The organism is Hyalangium sp. (assembly GCF_045802625.1).
In the GTDB taxonomy this organism is placed as follows: domain Bacteria; phylum Myxococcota; class Myxococcia; order Myxococcales; family Myxococcaceae; genus Hyalangium.
The window spans coordinates 40,611-58,518 of sequence record NZ_JBJMQP010000079.1; the positions used below are offsets into that span (position 1 = coordinate 40,611).

General features: G+C 70.3%; 12 protein-coding genes. 3 read left to right on the plus strand and 9 right to left on the minus strand.

The window, feature by feature from the left end; all coding sequences use genetic code 11:
- Positions 1-13: 13 nt before the first annotated feature.
- From ACJ8AT_RS15400 to ACJ8AT_RS15410, 3 genes are all read right to left on the minus strand, one after another.
- Entirely contained in the window at positions 14-2,038 is a 2,025-nt protein-coding gene (locus ACJ8AT_RS15400) for an ATP-binding protein (RefSeq protein ID WP_407738484.1), read from the minus strand.
- 303 nt (positions 2,039-2,341) lie between these two features.
- On the minus strand, positions 2,342-4,183 hold the full coding sequence (treZ, locus tag ACJ8AT_RS15405; protein ID WP_407738485.1) for a malto-oligosyltrehalose trehalohydrolase: 1,842 nt from the start codon (positions 4,181-4,183) through the stop codon (positions 2,342-2,344).
- Between the two features lie 127 nt (positions 4,184-4,310).
- Positions 4,311-4,805, minus strand: a complete 495-nt coding sequence (locus tag ACJ8AT_RS15410; RefSeq protein ID WP_407738486.1) for a hypothetical protein — start codon at positions 4,803-4,805, stop codon at positions 4,311-4,313.
- A gap of 158 nt (positions 4,806-4,963) precedes the next feature.
- Here ACJ8AT_RS15410 and ACJ8AT_RS15415 point away from each other — a divergent pair, with 158 nt between their 5' ends.
- Positions 4,964-5,347, plus strand: a complete 384-nt coding sequence (locus tag ACJ8AT_RS15415) for a DUF5335 family protein (protein ID WP_407738487.1) — start codon at positions 4,964-4,966, stop codon at positions 5,345-5,347.
- 287 nt (positions 5,348-5,634) lie between these two features.
- On the opposite strand, the gene ACJ8AT_RS15420 is transcribed toward ACJ8AT_RS15415, so the two are convergent.
- A complete protein-coding gene (locus ACJ8AT_RS15420) occupies positions 5,635-10,098 on the minus strand; it encodes a DNA topoisomerase 3 (RefSeq protein WP_407738488.1) in 4,464 nt (1,487 codons plus the stop codon).
- A gap of 443 nt (positions 10,099-10,541) precedes the next feature.
- Between ACJ8AT_RS15420 and ACJ8AT_RS15425 the strand changes: the two genes are divergently transcribed.
- Positions 10,542-10,880 (plus strand): hypothetical protein, encoded by a 339-nt coding sequence (locus tag ACJ8AT_RS15425; protein WP_407738489.1) that lies wholly within the window; start codon positions 10,542-10,544, stop codon positions 10,878-10,880.
- 216 nt (positions 10,881-11,096) lie between these two features.
- Here ACJ8AT_RS15425 and ACJ8AT_RS15430 read toward each other — a convergent pair whose 3' ends face one another.
- The 4 genes from ACJ8AT_RS15430 to ACJ8AT_RS15445 form a co-directional block, all read right to left on the minus strand.
- Positions 11,097-12,242: an SDR family oxidoreductase gene (locus ACJ8AT_RS15430; RefSeq protein ID WP_407738496.1), complete on the minus strand. Its 1,146-nt coding sequence runs from the start codon at positions 12,240-12,242 to the stop codon at positions 11,097-11,099.
- Between the two features lie 34 nt (positions 12,243-12,276).
- Positions 12,277-13,566: an NTP/NDP exchange transporter gene (locus tag ACJ8AT_RS15435; protein WP_407738490.1), complete on the minus strand. Its 1,290-nt coding sequence runs from the start codon at positions 13,564-13,566 to the stop codon at positions 12,277-12,279.
- A gap of 99 nt (positions 13,567-13,665) precedes the next feature.
- Positions 13,666-14,961 carry a pyridoxal phosphate-dependent aminotransferase gene (locus tag ACJ8AT_RS15440; protein WP_407738491.1) on the minus strand — a complete coding sequence of 432 codons (1,296 nt, stop codon included), beginning with the start codon at positions 14,959-14,961 and terminating at the stop codon, positions 13,666-13,668.
- A gap of 123 nt (positions 14,962-15,084) precedes the next feature.
- Positions 15,085-15,627 (minus strand): peptidoglycan-binding domain-containing protein, encoded by a 543-nt coding sequence (locus tag ACJ8AT_RS15445; protein ID WP_407738492.1) that lies wholly within the window; start codon positions 15,625-15,627, stop codon positions 15,085-15,087.
- 372 nt (positions 15,628-15,999) lie between these two features.
- Here ACJ8AT_RS15445 and ACJ8AT_RS15450 point away from each other — a divergent pair, with 372 nt between their 5' ends.
- Complete coding sequence (locus tag ACJ8AT_RS15450) at positions 16,000-16,998, plus strand: DUF1028 domain-containing protein (RefSeq protein ID WP_407738493.1); 999 nt, start codon at positions 16,000-16,002, stop codon at positions 16,996-16,998.
- A 9-nt stretch (positions 16,999-17,007) separates the two neighbouring features.
- On the opposite strand, the gene ACJ8AT_RS15455 is transcribed toward ACJ8AT_RS15450, so the two are convergent.
- A partial coding sequence (locus ACJ8AT_RS15455) for a 4-alpha-glucanotransferase (RefSeq protein WP_407738494.1) occupies positions 17,008-17,908 on the minus strand: 901 nt, incomplete at its 5' end.

The following is a 17,908-nucleotide window of genomic DNA, read 5'->3' on the forward strand; positions in this document are numbered from 1 at the left end:
CCTCTGGCGCCGCTCAGACGCGCGGCGGAGACTGGGCCACCAGCCGCCGGATGAGCTCCGGCTCGAAGGGCTTGTCGATGCGCGGGTGGGAGAAGTTCTGCAGGAAGGAGCGAGCGCGCTCGGTGAACCCGCCGCCCGTCATGAAGACGAGCCGGGCCAGGCACTCGGGGTACTTCTGCGCCAGCTCCGCGTGCACGTCCATGCCCGTCAGGTCCGCCATCATCAAGTCACAGAAGATGCGATCGAAGTCCGTGTCGCGCTCCAGCAGCGAGAGCGCCTCACGCCCGCTGTGAGCGACCACCACCTCGTTGCCGCGGCCGATGATGCGGCGCATGACGGAGGCGATGCCCGGCTCGTCGTCGATGACGAGCACCCGCTTGCCCTGCACGGCGGGCAGCTCCACCGCGGCGGCCAGGGAGGGCGCCGCCACCTCGGCCTCCGCGCCCCGGGTGGGCAGCACCACGCGGAACGTGCTGCCCTTGCCCGGCCTGCTGGCGACGGTGAGCTCCCCGCGCAGCGACTTGATGATGCCGTGGCAGATGGACAGCCCCAGCCCGGTGCCCTCGCCCTGCGGCTTGGTGGTGAAGAAGGGCTCGAAGGCGCGCGCCAGCACCTCCGGCGTCATCCCCACCCCCGTGTCCGTCACCTCCACCACCACGTGCTGATCGCGCGCGTACGTGGTGAGGACAATGCGGTGGCGCGCCGAGTCCCCCTCGGGAACCGCCTGGGCCGCGTTGACGAGCAGGTTGAGGAACACCTGGCCCAGCTTGGCCTCGTTGGCCCACACCGGCGGCACCTGGCCGAAGCACTTCACCACCTGCGCGCGGTAGCGGATGTGGTTCATCGCCATGGAGAGGCTGAACTCCAGCGCCGCGTGCAGGTCCACCTGCCGCAGCGGCACGTCGTCCGCCCGGGCGAACGTCTTCAAATCCCGGACGATGCCGCGGATGCGCTCGGCCCCATCCCTGGCCTCCACCAGCGCCTCGGCCGTCTCCTTCAGCGCCTCGCGCGCCTCCACCTGCGGCAGCGTGGAGATCTGCTCCAGCGCGAAGTGGATGTTGCCCATCACGAAGGAGAGCGGGTTGTTGATCTCGTGCCCCACCCCGGCCGCCAGCTGGCCCGCCACCGCCATCTTCTCCGACTGGACGAGCTTCTCGCGGGCCGCCAGCAGCTCCCGGGCGCGCTGCCGCGCCAGCTCCTCCGCCGCCAGGCGCCCGGTGTGCTCGCGCTCGAGCAGCGCGTCGCGCTCCTGCTCCGCGCGCTTCTTCTCGGTGACGTCGCGGAAGAAGATCGCCACCCCGTTACCGGACGGGTACGCGTGGACGCCGAACCAGAGGACCGGGGAGAACTCGAACTCGAACGAGGTGGACACCCGCTCCACCATCACCCGCCGGAACTCGCGCTCGGCGACGGTGCCCAGCAGCTCCGGGCAGGTGTCCCACAGCTCCCGCCCGAAGAGCTTCTGGCGCTGCTTGCCCACCAGCATCATCGCGTTGCGGTTGACGTAGGTGTAGCGCCACTGGGCATCCAGGGACATGAAGCCCTCGGGCAGGTTCTCGAGGATCTCCACCATCCTGTCCCGCGTCTCGCGCAGCCCCGTCTCCGCGCGCCGGGCGGCGGTGGTGTCCCGCAGCCGCACCAGCACCCCGTCCCGGAACCGGGCGATGGTGGCCTGAAGCCAGCCATCGAATCCCTCGCACGAATGGGGGAACACCTGCTGGCAGGATTCACCCGTCTCCACCACCTGGTGGAAGGCCTCGAACTGGCCGGCCAATCCCAGCTCAGGCGGCACCTCGTGGAGCCGGCGCCCCACCAGCCCTCCCACGCGCCAGCTCAGGACGCGCTCGGCGGCGGGGTTCGCGTAGATCCACTCGAAGTCGATGATGGAGCCCTGATCATCTCTCACGGCCCGCAGCGCCATGCTGCCCTCGGGGTGCGCGTGCTCCACCTCCACCAGCACGCGCAGCACCTCATCCGCTTCCCAGCCGCGGGCGCCTCGCAAGAACTTCGGGGGCTCGATGAACGCGGGCTTGGGCATGACGGGATCCTCCACCGAGCGACGGCCGACCGTGAGCGAAGAGCCAGGGATTGAACACCCGCGACACTTGCAAGCCTACCCGCTTGCCCCGGGGATACTGAATCCCCCCCTCGACAACGGCCGACTGTGAACAGACAAACCGCGCGAGCAGTTAACGCCAGCCCGCGCCGTTTTCAAAGGATGCCACGCCACTCTTTGCGGCCCACACGGCCGCGAAATCACTCACACCCGGAGGATCTTGGAATTCCCAGACCGCTGACGGCTGTGTCAGCGGAATCCTGCAATGGGAGCAGCGCGAGCGGATCAGCTCTCCAGTCGCACCACGAGGGCTGACGGGCCGTCCAACCGGACGAGGCCCTCTCGCAGCGGAGGCGTCTGTCCGGAGCCGCCGAAGCCCGGAGCCTCGCTCCACAGCACCACCTGGGCCCGCGCGGGCTCGGGCAGCCGGTGCTCCAGCTGGCCCTTCACGTTGACGAAGACGAGGAGCCGCTGCCCGGCTCCCTTTCGCTCGAGGACGAGCGCGTGGGCTCCCAGCGGCCGCACGTCATAGCCGCCGCGCTCATGCACCTTGAGCGCGGGCTCGGTGGCGCGCAGCCGCAGCAGCTCGCGGTAGAGGGCGCGGATCTGCGAGTGGGGTGGGCGCTCCGCCTCGCTCCAGTCCAGGCACGAGCGCTCGAAGGTCTCCCGCGCCTGCGGATCCGGCACCGTGTCCCCCGCGAAGCGGGCGAAGCCGGCGAACTCCTTGCGCCGGCCCTCGGTGACGAGCCGCCCCAGCTCCTCGTGGTGGTCGGTGAAGAAGAGGAAGGGCGTGCTCGCGTTCCACTCCTGGCCCATGAAGAGCAGCGGCGTGTACGGAGACAGCAGCAGCAGCGTGCTCATGGCCCGGAAGGCCGCAGGCGGCACGTCGTGGCCGAGCCGCTCTCCGTGCGCGCGGTTGCCCACCTGATCATGGTTCTGGATGCAGTGCACGAAGCCCGTGGGCGGAAGGCCGCTGGCGGGAGTGCCTCGGGCGTGGCCCTGGTTCTTCGACACCTGCCCCTCGTAGAACCAGCCCTGGCGCAGGGTGCGCGCGATGTCCTCCGCGCTGCCCGTGTAGTCCTGGTAGTAGCCCTCGCTGTCTCCGGCGAAGGCCCGGCGCAGCTGGTGGTGCAGATCATCCGCCCAGACACCATCCAGCCCCAGGCCCCCTTCCGAGGAGGGGCGCAGCAGCCGCGCCTCGTTGCGCTCGTCCTCGGCGATGACGAGCACCCGCCGGCCCGGCGCGGCGGCGCGGGCCCGGGAGACGATCTCCGCCAGCAGGTGCGGCGAGCTGTCATCCACGATGGCGTGGGCCGCGTCCAGCCGCAGGCCGTCCGCGTGGTAGTCGCGGATCCACATGTCCACGTTGGAGAGCACCAGCTCCCGCACGGGCCCGGACTGCTCGCCGTCGTAGTTGACGGCATCACCCCAGGGCGTGTGGTGGCGGGCGGTGAAGTAGTGCGGCGAGTAGCAGCGCAGGTAGTTCCCGTCCGGCCCGAAGTGGTTGTACACGGCGTCGATCAGCACGGCGAGCCCGTGCGCGTGCGCGGCGTCGATGAGCCGGCGCAGCCCGGTGGGGCCGCCGTAGGCGTGGTGGGGGGCGAAGAGATCCACCCCGTCGTAGCCCCAGTTCCGAGAGCCCGGGAAGCTCGCGAGCGGCATGAGCTCCAGGGCGGTGATGCCCAGCTCGCGCAGCCCCTTGAGCTTGGGGATGAGCGCCTCGAAGGTGCCCTCGGGCGTGGCCGTGCCCACGTGCACCTCGTAGACTACGAGCCCCTCGGGCCCCAGCCCCTTCCAGCCCGTGTCCGTCCAGGCGAAGTCCGGCACCACCACCTCGGAGGGGCCATGCACGCCCTGGGGCTGCGAGCGGGACCAGGGATCCGGGAAGGGCCCCTCTCCATCCACGCGCAGCTTGTAGCGCACGCCCGCCCCCGCGCCTTCCAGCACGGCGCCGAAGAACCCGCCCGGCTCAGGCGACATGGGCAGCACCTTGCCCGGCTTTCCCTCCGCGTCGTGCAAGACCACCTGGACTTCCTGGTGGCCCGGGGCCCAGGCGCGCCAACGCACGCGAGGACCCGCTTCGACCCATGCGCCCAATGAGGGCACCGCCACTCGAGGCTCCTTCATTGGCTTCATGACTCCTCTTTAATGCGCACCTCTCCTACCGAAGTGCACCTCGGACGAAAGTCCGATCACTTTCCAGGAGAGATGTTCACTGGTGGCCCGCGAGACTGTCCGAGCCCCGGCACGCGCTTCATTCCGCGGGAACCACCCGGTGCAGGACAAAGGGCAGGGTCAGCCGCCGCAGCCATGGCAGCTCCACGCGGCTCATCGCCAGCACCGTCTCGTCGTCCCACCACCGCAGCTCGTCCACGAAGAGGCGCCAGTGCCAGGAGCACTCGGGCGGGTACTCCACCTGCACGCCCTGGCGCCCGTCCACGCGCGAGCGCCCCTCGCGCAGCACCACCGGGACCGAGGGGCGCAAGTCCTTGCCACGGCGGACCAGGTTGACGCCCCGCCCCTGCGCGCCGAACTCCTTGCCCCACCAGCCGCGCATGCCCAGCACCGCCAGGAGCGCCTGCGCGCCATACCGGAACCACACGGGCCCCACCAGCTGGCCCTGGAAGCGCCCGCTCAGGGAGTCACGCGCCGGCGGCGCGAGCGAGGCGAAGCGGTCGCGGTACCACTGGAGCCAGCTTCGGTGCGACGGGAAGAGGGTCAACACGGGGTGGCGCAAGCTCAGGTTCATGCCTCAGAGGCTGCGCAGTGGGCCCACGCCCGGGGAGAAGCAACCAGCAAGCCAGGCCCCCGGTGGGAGGGCTCCCCTGTTGGCAGGGGAGCGCCTGGGGTCCACCTCGCGCCCGCACCATCCTTAGCGTGTGAGGGAGAATCCGGAGGCGGCACGTCATGCATCACACTCGGGAAATCCCCCGCGAGGTCTGGTCTGACTATCTGACCCTGCTGAGCAGCATCACGCGCTCCCAGTGGGTCCGCATCGAGGCCGCTAGCGAGGAGCTAGGAGAGCAACCGCTGGCCCAGCGCCTGCCCCTCATCGACATCTCGTTCGCGGAGAAGGGCAGCGACCGGGGCGCCATCGAGGTGACGGTGGGCCGCCCCGGAGAGGAGATCACCCACCGCATCTTCCAGCCCGATCACATCTACGCCGACGAGAGCGAGAGCGGCGAGCTGGAGTGCCTCGACATCGAGAATGCGGAGCGCACCAAGACGCTCATCTTCTTCGAGCCCACCCAGGCCATGGATGAGCTCTCCGGCTTCCAGCCGCAGGCCTGAGGCGCGGAGACACCAGGGGCGGACCCCGCGAGGAGCCCGCCCCGTGAGGCGTGCGGCGCTCCTCCGCGTGTAGCTTCCCACTCCATGCCCAGGAGGGGAACGGCCCGGGAGGGAGCGGTGCCATGCGGGTGCTCGCGCTGCTGAGGGAGATCGGGCCGTACGTGGTGGCGGTGCTGACGGTGCTCGTCAGCGTCCTGGCCTCCGGCCACGCGGTGCTGCGCAAGCGGGATGTGCGCGCGGCGGTGAGCTGGGTGGGGCTGATCTGGCTGGTGTCGGAGGGGCCGCCCTCAACGGATACGTCCCACGAGGGCCAGGAGCTGTGTGCCGTAGCGTTCGATCAGCTTGGGGCCCACGCCCTGGATGGACATGAGCGCCTCGCTGTCCACGGGGCGCACAGAGGCGATGGCTCCCAGCACCCGGTCCGTGAGGATGCGGAAGGCGGGGACGCGCCGCTTCCGAGCCTCGGCCAGCCGCCACGCCTTGAGCGCCTCCACCAGCGCCGGAGAAGACCGGGGCGCTGGCGTTCTCTGTCCCCCGCGAGCCTCCCGCCCTCTTCGCACGCCGATCTCGGCCTCCTCGTCCCAGGGCTCGGCGGACGGGGGGGGCGATTCCTCCCAGTCTCGGACCACGGTCAGTGCGCCTGGAGCCGCCGCCGCGACAGCGCGTCCCGTCGTCCCTCGCGAGCCGGCAGGCTCCCAGCCCCCCGAGCGCTTGCGCTTCTCCGGGCGCCGGCCCTCCCCCTTCGCGCGACGGACACGCTTCTTCGACGCCTTGGCCTCGCGAGGCGCCGGCAGCATCACCAGGTCCGGCTCGATGACGCGCGTGCGCTGGCCCTCGGCAGTCAGCGTCAGCCGCTGGAAGGAGATGCTCTTCCCCTCCTTCTCGAAGGAGTCCTCGCTCAGCCGAGCCAGCCCCGCTCGCACCAGGCCGCCCACGAGCCGCTCGAACTCCCGGCGCGGCAGAGACTCGCCGAAGAGCTCGCGGTGCAGGCGGCCCGTGGCCTGTCCATCCCGCTCGTGCAGCGCGTCCAGGATGCGCCCCAGCGCGGTCAGCTCCCCTTCTCCCGGCTCGGCGAAGCGCAGGGTGACGCAGGACTCCGGCGCACACACGTCACACAGCCCGCACGGCTTGCCCGAGTCCTGCACATCACCAAAGTGCGCCACCAGGTGCCTCATCCGGCACCCCGAGGACTCGGCGTAGCGCCCCATCTGCTCCAGGTGGTGCAGCTTGCGCTCGCGCTGCGCGGCGTACGGGAGCCCCCAGCCCGGCTTGCCCCGGCGCACGCTCTCGTCCGGCGTCACCTCCAGGCCTCCGTGGATCCACAGCTGCTCGAGCACCTTGTCGAACACCTCCGGATCCATGCGGACACGCGCCTGCAACGCCTCCTTCGGCTCCAGCTCGACGCGAGCGGCCCGGAAGAGCTGCTCGAGCACCGAGGGCTCCGGGTAGTCGCGCTGGTGGAAGAACTCGTGGGTGCGGCGGTCCACATACGAGTGCAGCAGCACCGCCCGAGAGGGCTTTCCATCCCGGCCCGCGCGCCCCAGCTCCTGGTAGTAGCCCTCGAGGCTCGCCGGGAGCGCGGCATGGACGACGGTGCGCACATCCGCCTTGTCGATGCCCATGCCGAACGCCGTCGTGGCGACGATGACCTCCACCCGGCTCTCGAGGAACGCGGCCTGGACCCGGTCTCGCTCCGCGGGCTGCATGCCCGCGTGGTACACGGCGGCGGGAAACTCCGAGCCCAGCACGTCGGCGAGCTGCTCGGCGTGCTTGCGCGTGGAGGCGTAGACGATGGCCGGACGCCGCGAGGGCTCGGACAGCACCTCGCGGATGGCCTCGCCGCGCTGGCCGGGGTTCAGCTCGCGCATCTCGATGGCGATGTTGGTGCGCCGGAAGCCGTGGATGAAGGTGCGCGCCGCGCCGCCGCTCCGGGAGCCCTTCAGCCCCAGTTGCTGCACGATGTCCCGCTGCACATCGGGCGTGGCGGTGGCGGTAAGGGCCACCACCGGCGCCGGGCGCAGCATGGGCAGCCGAGAGCCGAGCAGCCGGTAGTCCGGCCGGAAGTCATGTCCCCACTGGGAGATGCAGTGCGCCTCGTCGATGGCAATCAGCGCGGGCGTGCGCTTGGCCAGCAGCTCCACGAAGCCGGGCACCCCGAGCCGCTCGGGGGCGATGAAGAGGAAATCGAGCTGGCCCTCGAGATAGGCCGCGCACACCTGCCGCGACGTGGCCCGGTCCCTGCCCGAGTGGATGCGCTCCGCCACGAACCCCAGCGACTGGAGCCGCGTCACCTGATCCTCCATGAGCGCGATGAGCGGGCTCACCACCAGCGTCGTCCCCGCCCGGGCCAGGCCCGGCAACTGGTAGCACAGGGACTTGCCCGCTCCCGTCGGCATCACCAGCAGCAGATCCTCGCCCGCGGTGGCGGCTCGGCAGACCTCCTCCTGATACGGGCGGAAGTCCTCGAAGCCGAAGGCCTCCTTCAAGAGCTTGCGCAGCTCTCCCGGTGGGGTGGGAGCGCGAGGCTCGCGACGAGGCATGGCAGCCCCGGGCGCCAGCGCCGCTCCCGCGCGAGGGCGGCCAGCAGGTGCGGCCAGAGCGGATGCCGTCCTGGGGCTCGGGGAGCGGGGCTCAATCCCGGCCCTCGGAGCTGGGGCACGAGGCTCCGGCGACACGGGCCGCTCACGAGCCTCGCGCCGCTCTTCCTCCATGGGCGTGGCAGGAGCCGCCCGAGGCGCGGACGGCGGCCTCGGCGGTGCGCTCGCCGGCCCCTTGCCCACCACCTCGATGACATACGCCTCGATGCTCCTCAGGAAGTCCGAGAGATCTCCCCGCCCGCGCTCGATGCGCTGCAGCCACGCCTCCCACTGCCCCGTCATCGCCGGCGACTTCACGTCCGGGTGCACCACCTGAATCAACCGGATGCCCTTCTCCGTCGCCTCCAGGGACTTGCCCCGGCGCTGGAGGTACTCGCGCTCCAGCAGCACCTCGATGATGGCCGCGCGAGTGGCGGGCGTGCCCAGCCCCGTCTCCCGCATCGCGTCCGCCAACTCCTTCTCGTCCAGCGTCCGCCCAGCCGTCTCCATCGCCGTCAGCAGCGTCGCGTCCGTGAAGCGCGGCGGCGGCCGCGTGCGCTTCTTCACCGCCTCCACGTCCTCCACGCGCTGCGGCTGCCCCCGCTCCAGCCCCGGAGGCAGATCCTGCGAGTCCTCCTCCGGCTCGCGGCCCTCGGCCTCCTCTTTGTCTGCCTTGCCCTGGCGCTCCTTCGGCGGCTTCGCCCCGCCCACGTCCAGCACCTTCCACCCGGGCCTCACCACCTGCGTGCCCGAGCTGTGGAACCGGTCCACCCGCTCCGCTCCACCCGCCGCTCCGGGCGAGCGCACCGCGGTGATGACCGTGGTGACAGACCACACGTGGTCCTCGTGCCACGCCGCGAGCAACCGGCGGCACACCAGCTCATAGATGCGGCGCTCGTCCGGCGACAGCTTCACCTCGTCCGGGGACGTGGGCGTGGGCACGATGGCGTGGTGGTCCGTCACCTTCGCGTCATCCACGAAGCGCCGGCCCAGCGGCCGCTCTCCCGTGCCCGCCGCCAGCAGCGGCTCGTAGGGCTTGCGGATCGCCCGCACCACGTCCGGCAGCGTGGCCGCCATCTCCGTGGACAGGTGCCGGCTGGAGGTGCGCGGGTAGCTGAGCAGCTTGTGCTTCTCGTACAACGCCTGCGCCAGCTCCAGCGTCCGCTGCGCGCTGTAGCCATAGAGCCGGTTCGCGTGCCGCTGCAGCTCCGTCAAGTCGTAGAGCAGCGGCGGCGCCATCTTCTTCGTCTCGGAGGTGAGCGACTCGATGGCCGCCTTCCCCGTCCTCACCCGCCCCATCACCTCCCCGGCCTCCACGCCATCCGCGTTCAGCCGCCGGGCCTCGCGCGAGCCCTCCGCCAGCTTCGCCCCCGTCTTCGGGTCCACCTCGCGGAACCACGTGCCCTGGTAGCGCGCCCCCGCGGGCCCGGCCTTGGACTGGGGCTCGAAGGTGGCCACTATCTCCAGGTAGTCCTCGGGGACGAAGTCGCGGATGGCCAGCTCCCGCTCCACCACCATCGCCAGCGTGGGCGTCTGCACCCGCCCCACCGACAGCATCTCCCCGCCCGCCAGCGTGTAGAGCCGCGACAGGTTCATCCCCACCAGCCAGTCCGCCCGGCTGCGCCCCTTCGCCGCGTCCGCCAGCGCGTCGTACGCCTGGCCCTCCTTGAGCTGCCGGAAGCCCTCGCGGATGGCGCTCTCCGTCAGCGACGACACCCATAGCCGCTTCACCGGCTTGCGGCACCCGGCCGCCTCGTAGATGTAGCGGAAGATGAGCTCGCCCTCGCGCCCCGCATCCGTGGCGCACACCACCCCGGACACCTCGGGCGCGCTCATCACCTCGCGCACCACCGAGAACTGCGAGCGCGTGCCCTCGGACACCACCAGCGGCCACTCGCGAGGCAGCAGCGGGAGCTGCTCGCGGCTCCAGCGCTTCCACTCGGGCCTCATCTCATGCGGCTGCGCCAGCCCCACCAGGTGGCCAATGGCCCACGTCACCACATAGCCGTTGCCTCGGAACCAGCCCTCGCCGCGCTGCGAGGCCCCCAGCGCCCGCGCAATGTCCCGCGCCACCGCCGGCTTCTCCGCCACCACGGCGAGCACGGACGCACGGCCCCGCGGAGCCGGCTCGCGGCCCACCTGCGAGGTCCTCTCTTCTTCGCGTCCTGCGCCCATCGCATCCCACCTCATACCTTCCCCTCCTACTTCACCCTCCCCGCCCCGATGCGCTCGGGCTCCCTCGGCGAACTTCTTCCTTAGCGTGACCGGCCGACATTGCACCCCTCTCTCGCGTCCTACCCGCGGAGGCTGCTCGCCCTACCACCGGGGAGCCTACCTCTCACCTTCCGTGAAATCCTCACACGCCTGGCGCTGGCTCGCGGCCCCGAGGCCTGGACGCCCTCCGGCGCTGGCGTCCTCACGCAAGCCTTTGGCGCTGCACAGGAAACCTCGGGCGATCGCTTTCGTCATCATCCGCCTTGCTGCTTGCGTGTGCCCCCACGGGCGCGGAAGCGGGGGGGAGCTCACTCATGCGCAGTCATCGAGGCCCGTTCATCGGAGAGATCAGCATGCAGTCGCTTCCGCAGCACCGCTCGCGCCGGGGGGAAACAAGAGGGGGGATGGCCCGAACGGTCCTGCTTGGGGAGTTCGCGGCCAGCACCTCGGCCTCCCAGCGATTGAGCCGCTCGTCCTGGGCGGTACGCCCTCTCGTCACGGTTCCGGTCCGCCCGCTCTCGTTCCTGGCCAGCTTCGCTCGCGCGAAGCGCACCCAGCTCGAGAAGCTGGAGGCGGCTGGGGTGACGGCCTCACTGCGCCGGGAGGTGGAGGGGAGGACTCGGCTCGCCTCGCTGCTGCCAGCCTCGGAGAAGCTCCCCGAGGCCGTCGCGCGCCGGGCTGTCCGCCGGGTCTTCACCCTCCACCCACCGCCGGCCGTGGCCGTGCTGGTGGAGCGCCGCTGAACGCCACCGTCCGGGTGGCTCTTTTGGAAGTGGGAGGGTGACGGGGAAGCCAAGGTCCCCGGCATCCTGAGGGCGTGGAGGAAAGTGCCCCGCACGCCGGGCAGGGCACTTCGGTCGGGAGACCTGGCGCAGGGCCGCTCGCCGGGAGGGGAGGGCGGCTCGAGCGTAGGTCGGCGAGGGGGGTGCCTCGAAGAGGGGCATCCCCCTTGGCTTTTTTCAGGGGTTGGCGGCCTTGGGGCCACCCTGGCGCGCGTGCCACGCGGCGAGCACCTCGCGCTCGCGCTCCGGCGTCACTCCCGCATGCAGCTTCTGCTGGCGCTCGGGCGGCAGCGTCTTGAACCAGGCCAGGGTGTCTCGCGCGGTGTCCACCGTGGGGCGGAACGTCAGCCCCTGCGCGAGCGCCCGGGCGTTGCTGATCTTGCACATGCCCTTGTCCTCGCCCTGGCGGGGAAGCCACACGGGCATGTTCGTCCAGGGCATCACCTTCTGCTGCTCCACCAGCCAGCTCCACTCCACCCAGGTAAAGGTGGCATCCCCGCCGCTGGCCGCCTTGCACGCCTCCAGCAACTCTCGCATGGTGAGGGTCTGGGCCGGCCCCAGGGCGTTGAAGGTGCCCACGGTGCGGCGCTCCACCAGGCCGATGATGAACGCGGCCAGGTCCCTCACGTCGATGAACTGGATGGGATCCTCTCCATCGCCTGGAGCGAGCACCTCGCCCCCGCGCGCCACGCGCACCGGCCAGTAGCTGAAGCGGTCCGTGGAGTCTCCCTGGCCGACGATGAGGCCCGGGCGGACGACGGTGGCGCGGCCGGGCATGGCGGCCTGGACGGCCTTCTCGCTCAGGGCCTTGAGGGCGCCGTAGTACTGGGAGACATCCTCCGTCTTCTCATCCTCCACGGTGGCCACCGGCGAGTTCTCGTCCACGCCGTACTGGCTCCCGTCCTTGTAGACGGAGATGGAGGAGACGAAGACGTACTGCTCCACGTTGGGCGCGAGCAGCTCCGCGCTGGCCTTCACGATGCGAGGCACATAGCCGGAGGTGTCGATGACGGCATCCCACTTCCGGCCCTCGAGCGCCTTGAGGTCGCCATCCCGGTCTCCGTGGAGCTGCTCCACGTTCGGGAACAGGCCGGGGTGCGTCTTGCCGCGGTTGAACAGCGTGAGGGTGTGGCCGCGAGGCAGTGCCGCCTCCACCAGCGCCGGCCCGAGGAAGCCCGTACCCCCGAGGATGAGGATCTTCCTCTTCGCCACCGGCGCGCTCTGCGCGGAGGCGCCGCCGCTGCTGGTGGAGGCGCACCCTGCCGCCCAGAGCGAGCCGAGCGCGGCCGCTCCCTGGATCAACCCTCTGCGAGACAACCGCATCGCCATGTTTCCCTCCCTGAGAAGATATGGGGCTTCAGCGAACCGGGACGTCACTGGGGACGGCGCTGAGCGCAGGCTCCGCGGCACGGTTGCGGACCCGCGCGTGCCGGGACAGATAGAGGGAGATGGCCAGCCACAGCCCGGCCAGGGGCATGGCCGTCAGCAGCACCCCGCCTACCCCGAGCCCCAGCGCGGAGAGCCCTCCCTCCATCCAGCCGCCCACCACGTCTCCGCCCCGGTACACCACCGTGTCGATGAAGCTCTTGGCCTTGTACTTCTCCTCGCGGCTCACGGTGGTGAAGAGGATCTCCCGCGAGGGGCGCTCCAGCCCGTAGTGGGCGGCGCCGCGCAGGGCTCGCACGCCGACGAACAGCAGGATGGCCGGCATCACCGACAGGCCCAGGAAGCCCAGCGCGGTGAGCACCGGCGCCACGGCCATGGCCACCGCCAGGCCCAGCTTGGAGATGAGCCGCCCGGTGACGAAGGCCTGGATGATGAGCGTGGCGAGCTGCACCCACAGCTCGATGTTGGCGAACGCGGTGGTGCGCGCGGCGGCGCCGCTGGCCACCGTGTCCACCAGCTTCACCTGGAGGATGTAAAGGAACGAGGAGGTGACGGTATAGAAGACCGTCTGCAGCCCCAGCGCGAGCAGGAACGGCGAGGTGGCCAGCAGCTTGAGGCCCGAGAGCACGCCGCCGCCCACCGGCGCTCCCACCGAGGGAGGAGACTGCATGTCATACGCCCAGCGCGACAGCCGCTTCACGCACTGCGCGCTCACCTCCAGCAGCGCCGCGCTGATGAGGATGAGGTTCACGGGCCCCAGCGGCTCGGCGAGCTGGCGCACGAAGAGCAGCCCCATGAGGATGCCCGCGGTGCCTCCGGCGGAGATGAAGCCAAACAGGCGCCGGCCCTGCTCGCTGACGAACAGGTCCGCCATGAAGCTCCAGAACACGGAGACGACGAACAGGTTGTAGACGCTCAGCCAGACGTAGAAGGAGCGCGCCACCAGCTCGCTGCCCAGCCCCAGCTTCAGCAGCGCGAAGAAGCCCAGCAGGTTGAGCAGGAAGAAGCGGTAGACGAAGGGAATCACGCGCTTGCGCGGCCAGCGCGCCACCAGCGCCGAGTACACCGGCACCGCCACCATCATCACCACGAAGGTGGCCGTCCACAGCTTCTTCAGGTCCTTCACCCCGCCCGCCGTGCCCATCTCGTCACGGACCGGCTTGAGGATGAAGTAGCCGCACATCAAGGTGAAGAAGTAGAGGAAGGACCAGAGGACCGCGCCTCGCTCCTCCTCCCGCACATCCACGAATCGCTTGAGCATGGGTGAAGGTCACAGTCCTCGTGGAGGGCCGCGCACCCGCCCAAACCTCCACCCGGCACGGCTATTCCCGCTGCACGCCCGCTTCTCGAGCGAGGGCGCTCAGGCTCCCGCCAGCGTGGCGCGCAGCGTTGTCTCCACCCGAGGCAGGGCCTCGCGGATCTCCGCCATGGAGACCGCGCCCACCGAGAGCCGGAACCAGCCTGTGTCATCCTTCAGCCCGAAGGCCTGGAAGGGCACCACCGCGAAGCTCGCCTTCTCCAGCAAGAGCTTGCGGATGTCGTCGTTGCTCTTGAGCCCCGCCTTGCCCACCAGATCAAACTGCACCGACAGGTAGATGGCGCCCTGCGGCGCGATGGCCCGCACCGGCAGCCCCGCCTCGCGCATCTTCGCGAAGCCCTGGTAGAGCGCCTCCAGCCGCTCGTCCACCCGGTGCTTCATCGTCTCCATGAAGGCGGCCGTGCCCTGCAGGTCATCCAGCGAGCGCCCCACGGCGATCTGCTCGGCCTTGGGCGCCCACGCCCCCACGTGCCCAATCACGTCGCGCATGCGAGAGATGATGGCCGGCGGCCCAATGCCCCACCCCACGCGCACGCCCGTGGCCGCGAACGACTTGGAGATGCCGTCCACGAACACCGTGTAGTGCGCCATCTCCGGTACCAGCTCCACCGGCGTCACGTGCTTCACCCGGCCGAAGTTCAGCGTCCAGTAGATCTGGTCGTACATCAGAATCAATGGCCGCTGCCCGCGCTCCTTGCGCCCGCGGTTCTCCGCGACGATGCGCTCGCAGATGGCCTTGAGCGCCTCCGGGGAGATCATCGTCCCGGTGGGGTTGAGCGGGCTGCAGAGGCAGAGGAGCCGGGCGCTCGACAGGTGCGGGGTAAGTTGCTCCACCGTGGGCATGAAGCCGTGGTCCGCCTCGGTGACGACCACCGTGCCCTTGGCTCCCATCATGTGGCTGTAGTGGTTGTTGTTCCACGAGGGCACCGGGTAGATGACGGTGTCGCCCTCGTCCAGCAGCGTGCGGTAGGTGCCGTAGATGATGGGCCGCGCGCCTCCGGCGATGACGATGCCCTCCAGCGGGTACTTCAGCCCCAGCGCCCGCTCGTAGAAGCGCTGCACGCTCTGGCGCAAGTCCAGCACCCCGTCCGAGGGCGGATAGTTCGTCTCACCCGCCTGGAGCGCGGCGGCGATGCCCTGGTTCAGCGTGGCGGGGATGGGGAACTCGCGCGGGCTGAAGTCTCCCACGGTCAGGTTGCACACCTTGCGGCCTTGCGCGGCCAGCTCGCGGATCTCCGCGGCGATGCGGAGGATTTCGCTGCCGACGAGGCCTCGCGCCATCGTGCCAACGTAGGTGTCGTCCCGCTTGGGGAGGAGGGGGGTGAGATCAAGGGCCATGAGCTTGCTCCGGGTAGCGCCCAAAGGCGGGCCGCCACGGGGCTCACACCATACACGCCACGCGGCGCCCATGGGCATGGATCATGCCCGCTCGGGGACTCACACCGTCAGGAGCGCACCGCTTTACACGGAGTAGGAGCGGCCACCCTCGGCCTGCACCGCGGGCAGGATGGACTGCACCGCGCCGCTGGCCACCGGGAACGAGCGCGGCGCCGTCATCCCCAGCGCGTTCCACGTCTTGGGCCCGACGACGCCGTCGGCCTCCAGGCCCTTGGCGCGCTGGAAGGCCAGCACGGCACGCTCCGTCTTCGGCCCGAAGAGGCCGTCCTTGAAGCCCGGATCAAACCCATGGGTGGCCAGCACCTTCTGGAGCACCACCACCGCCGGCTCGCACACGCCGCGCTTGAGGATGGGACGCAGCCCCGAGCCCCGGCGCGAGTCCAACGCCGCCCACGTCCTCGGGCCGACGATGCCGTCCACCTCGAGGCCCCGGGTGCGCTGGAACGCCATCACCGCCGCCTTGAGCTTCGGACAGAAGACGCCGGCCTCCCCACCCGGCTCGAAGCCCGCGGCGGCCAGCTGGCGCTGAAGGTGCTCGACTTCCGGTCCACAGGCTCCCTGCTTGAGCGAGGAGAGGGACTCAGACGACGCGCACGACCAGGGCATGGGAAGCATGGAGGGCATCAACAACTCCAGGCGCTCGGTTCGAGGACAGGGGGCGGTTGATCGAAGACCCACACGAGAGATGCCCCCCCAGGGGTAGAGAGGCGCTTAATACCTCAAAGGTGGGCCTTTGTCAGTGAAAGATCACCACACCCCAGATTCGCGTTCGATTCCCGACGCGCCTCTACCCGAAGGGGCAGTTGAAAATCCAGTCATTCTCGGAAATAAGTGTATTCGCAGACAGAATCACTAAAGCCGAAAGCCTTCTGTCAGGGTGATCCAGGAAAGTGTTTCTGCATCGTCTGTCGCGCTCCGGGCTCTTCTCCAGGACTTCTCTTAAATCCGCTCGAAGCACGGTCATTACCGAGGCCCATCATGAAGCACTCCACTCGACTCTCCGTTCTCCTCCCCTTCCTCCTGGCTGCCTCCACCGCAGCGGCTGACGGATCCAACACCCTGCCCATCAACCCGAACGTCCTGGGCACTCGCTCCATCGCCGCGTGCGATCCGGTGAGCCAGTCCTGCGGCGTGGCGGTGATCTCCTTCCCTGTCACCTCCTCCACGGTGCCCTACGGCAGACCGGGCGTAGCGGTGGCCTCGCAGATGATGCCCTCGAACGACGAGGCCCAGGCCATCATGGACGCCGTGGGCGCGGGGCAGACTCCGCAGCAGGCGATCAACGCGGTGCTGGCGGTGGATCCGATCCCCTTCCTGCGGCAGGTGGGCGTGGTGTCGCTGAGCGCGGATGGCACGGTGCGCGTGGCCCAGTTCACCGGTGAGGCGAGCTGGACGCAGCGGTGCTCGGTGGCCGGGGCCACCTACGCGGTGCAGGCCGCGGGGCAGACGAGCGCGGCCATCTGCCAGGCCATGGCGCAGGGCTTCGAGCACGCCTCGGGCAGCCTCGCCCTGCGGCTGCTGGCGGCGCTCAAGGCCGGCGTGGGCGTGGGGCAGGACTTGCGCGGCGAGCGCTCGGCCACCCTGCGCGTCTGGTCCGCCGCCACCCCGCTGGTCGCGGTGACGCCGCTGCTCGCGGATGCCTCGGTGACTGGCAAGCTCTCCCCGCTCGATGATCTGGAGCAGGATCTCTACCGGTACCTGGGGCAGGTGGCCCCGCCGGATCCCGCCAACATGGTGCCGCTCGATGAGGCCACCGCCAAGAGCCTGAAGCGCTCGCTCCGGGAGCTGGGCTACTACCGGGGGCCGATGGATGGCCGCTGGAACTCCGACGCCGACGTGGCCCTGACGGCGCTCACGACCAACAACGTGTTCTTCCCCCGGTCCACCGCGGAGCAGCGCGGCCAGCTGCGGATCGACGAGGCGCTGGTGCAGTTCATCCTCCGCGCCGAGCGCGGGACGCTCGTTCCCGCCCAGTGAGCCCCTCTGTCACGGGCGGCGCAGGGCGTCAGCCACGCGCTCCAGGGCGGAGATGAGCTCACGGTGACGTGAGCGGGAGGGCTCTCCTCCCGCTCGCAGCGCCAGCGCCAGCGCCCGAGGCAGGTTGAGCGCGGCGTCCCGCGCCAGCTTCTCCTGGTACTCGCGGGGGTAGCCGGCGGGGACGCGGAGGGTCCAGTTCTGCTCGTTGACGCTGCCGGGCGCGTTGTAGACGTCGAGCAGCCCGAACAGATCCGAGAAGAAGATCATCACGTTGCGCGCTCGGCAGGCGAAGAGATCCGCGAACTTGGCCTGCACGAGCAATCCAGGCTCCTCCGCGAGCCGCCGCGCGAAGGCCTCGCGGCCCTCGGGCTCCGGGTGCAGGCGCCACGCCAGGTAGTCCGCCTGTGCGCGATCCGTGCCGGTGTCTCTCCAGTGGGCGGCGACTCGCCACAGGGGCGGAGTGTCGTGGGTGCCCACCATCACCCAGTCCTCCGGGGCGGCGTTCTCGCTCCGGTAGACGTCGGCGGGGTTCTCCAGGTTGGCCTTCTGGGTGACGCGGAAGCGCCCCAGTCCGTACTGCGCCAGCACGCGCTGGAGGGGATAGGGCTGGGTGCTGAGGACCTCGGCCAGCAGGTCCTTCAACTGACGCCCGTGGCGGCGCGAGGAGCTGACAATGGTGTCGAAGAGGATGCTGTACTGGCGCACCTGCTCCGGAGTGAGCGAGCGCACCCACCCGTCCGCATAGCGCGGCACCGAGCGATCGAGCTGCTCCGAGGTGGCGATGGCGTACCGGGCCAGCTCCGGGTGATCCGGCAGGTCCGGCGAGTCGAACAGCCGGGCGCCTGTCTGCACCGCGCGCAGCGCGTCCGGCTCGCCGGAGCGGTAGACCCAGGGGCACACCAGCCCGTGC

Coding starts and splice junctions, on each gene's coding strand:
- ACJ8AT_RS15400 (WP_407738484.1), bottom strand. CDS start 2,038: ATGCCCAAGCCCGCGTTCATCGAGCCCCCGAAGTTCTTGCGAGGCGCC.
- treZ (WP_407738485.1), bottom strand. CDS start 4,183: ATGAAGGAGCCTCGAGTGGCGGTGCCCTCATTGGGCGCATGGGTCGAA.
- ACJ8AT_RS15410 (WP_407738486.1), bottom strand. CDS start 4,805: ATGAACCTGAGCTTGCGCCACCCCGTGTTGACCCTCTTCCCGTCGCAC.
- ACJ8AT_RS15415 (WP_407738487.1), top strand. CDS start 4,964: ATGCATCACACTCGGGAAATCCCCCGCGAGGTCTGGTCTGACTATCTG.
- ACJ8AT_RS15420 (WP_407738488.1), bottom strand. CDS start 10,098: ATGGGCGCAGGACGCGAAGAAGAGAGGACCTCGCAGGTGGGCCGCGAG.
- ACJ8AT_RS15425 (WP_407738489.1), top strand. CDS start 10,542: ATGGCCCGAACGGTCCTGCTTGGGGAGTTCGCGGCCAGCACCTCGGCC.
- ACJ8AT_RS15430 (WP_407738496.1), bottom strand. CDS start 12,242: ATGCGGTTGTCTCGCAGAGGGTTGATCCAGGGAGCGGCCGCGCTCGGC.
- ACJ8AT_RS15435 (WP_407738490.1), bottom strand. CDS start 13,566: ATGCTCAAGCGATTCGTGGATGTGCGGGAGGAGGAGCGAGGCGCGGTC.
- ACJ8AT_RS15440 (WP_407738491.1), bottom strand. CDS start 14,961: ATGGCCCTTGATCTCACCCCCCTCCTCCCCAAGCGGGACGACACCTAC.
- ACJ8AT_RS15445 (WP_407738492.1), bottom strand. CDS start 15,627: ATGCCCTGGTCGTGCGCGTCGTCTGAGTCCCTCTCCTCGCTCAAGCAG.
- ACJ8AT_RS15450 (WP_407738493.1), top strand. CDS start 16,000: ATGAAGCACTCCACTCGACTCTCCGTTCTCCTCCCCTTCCTCCTGGCT.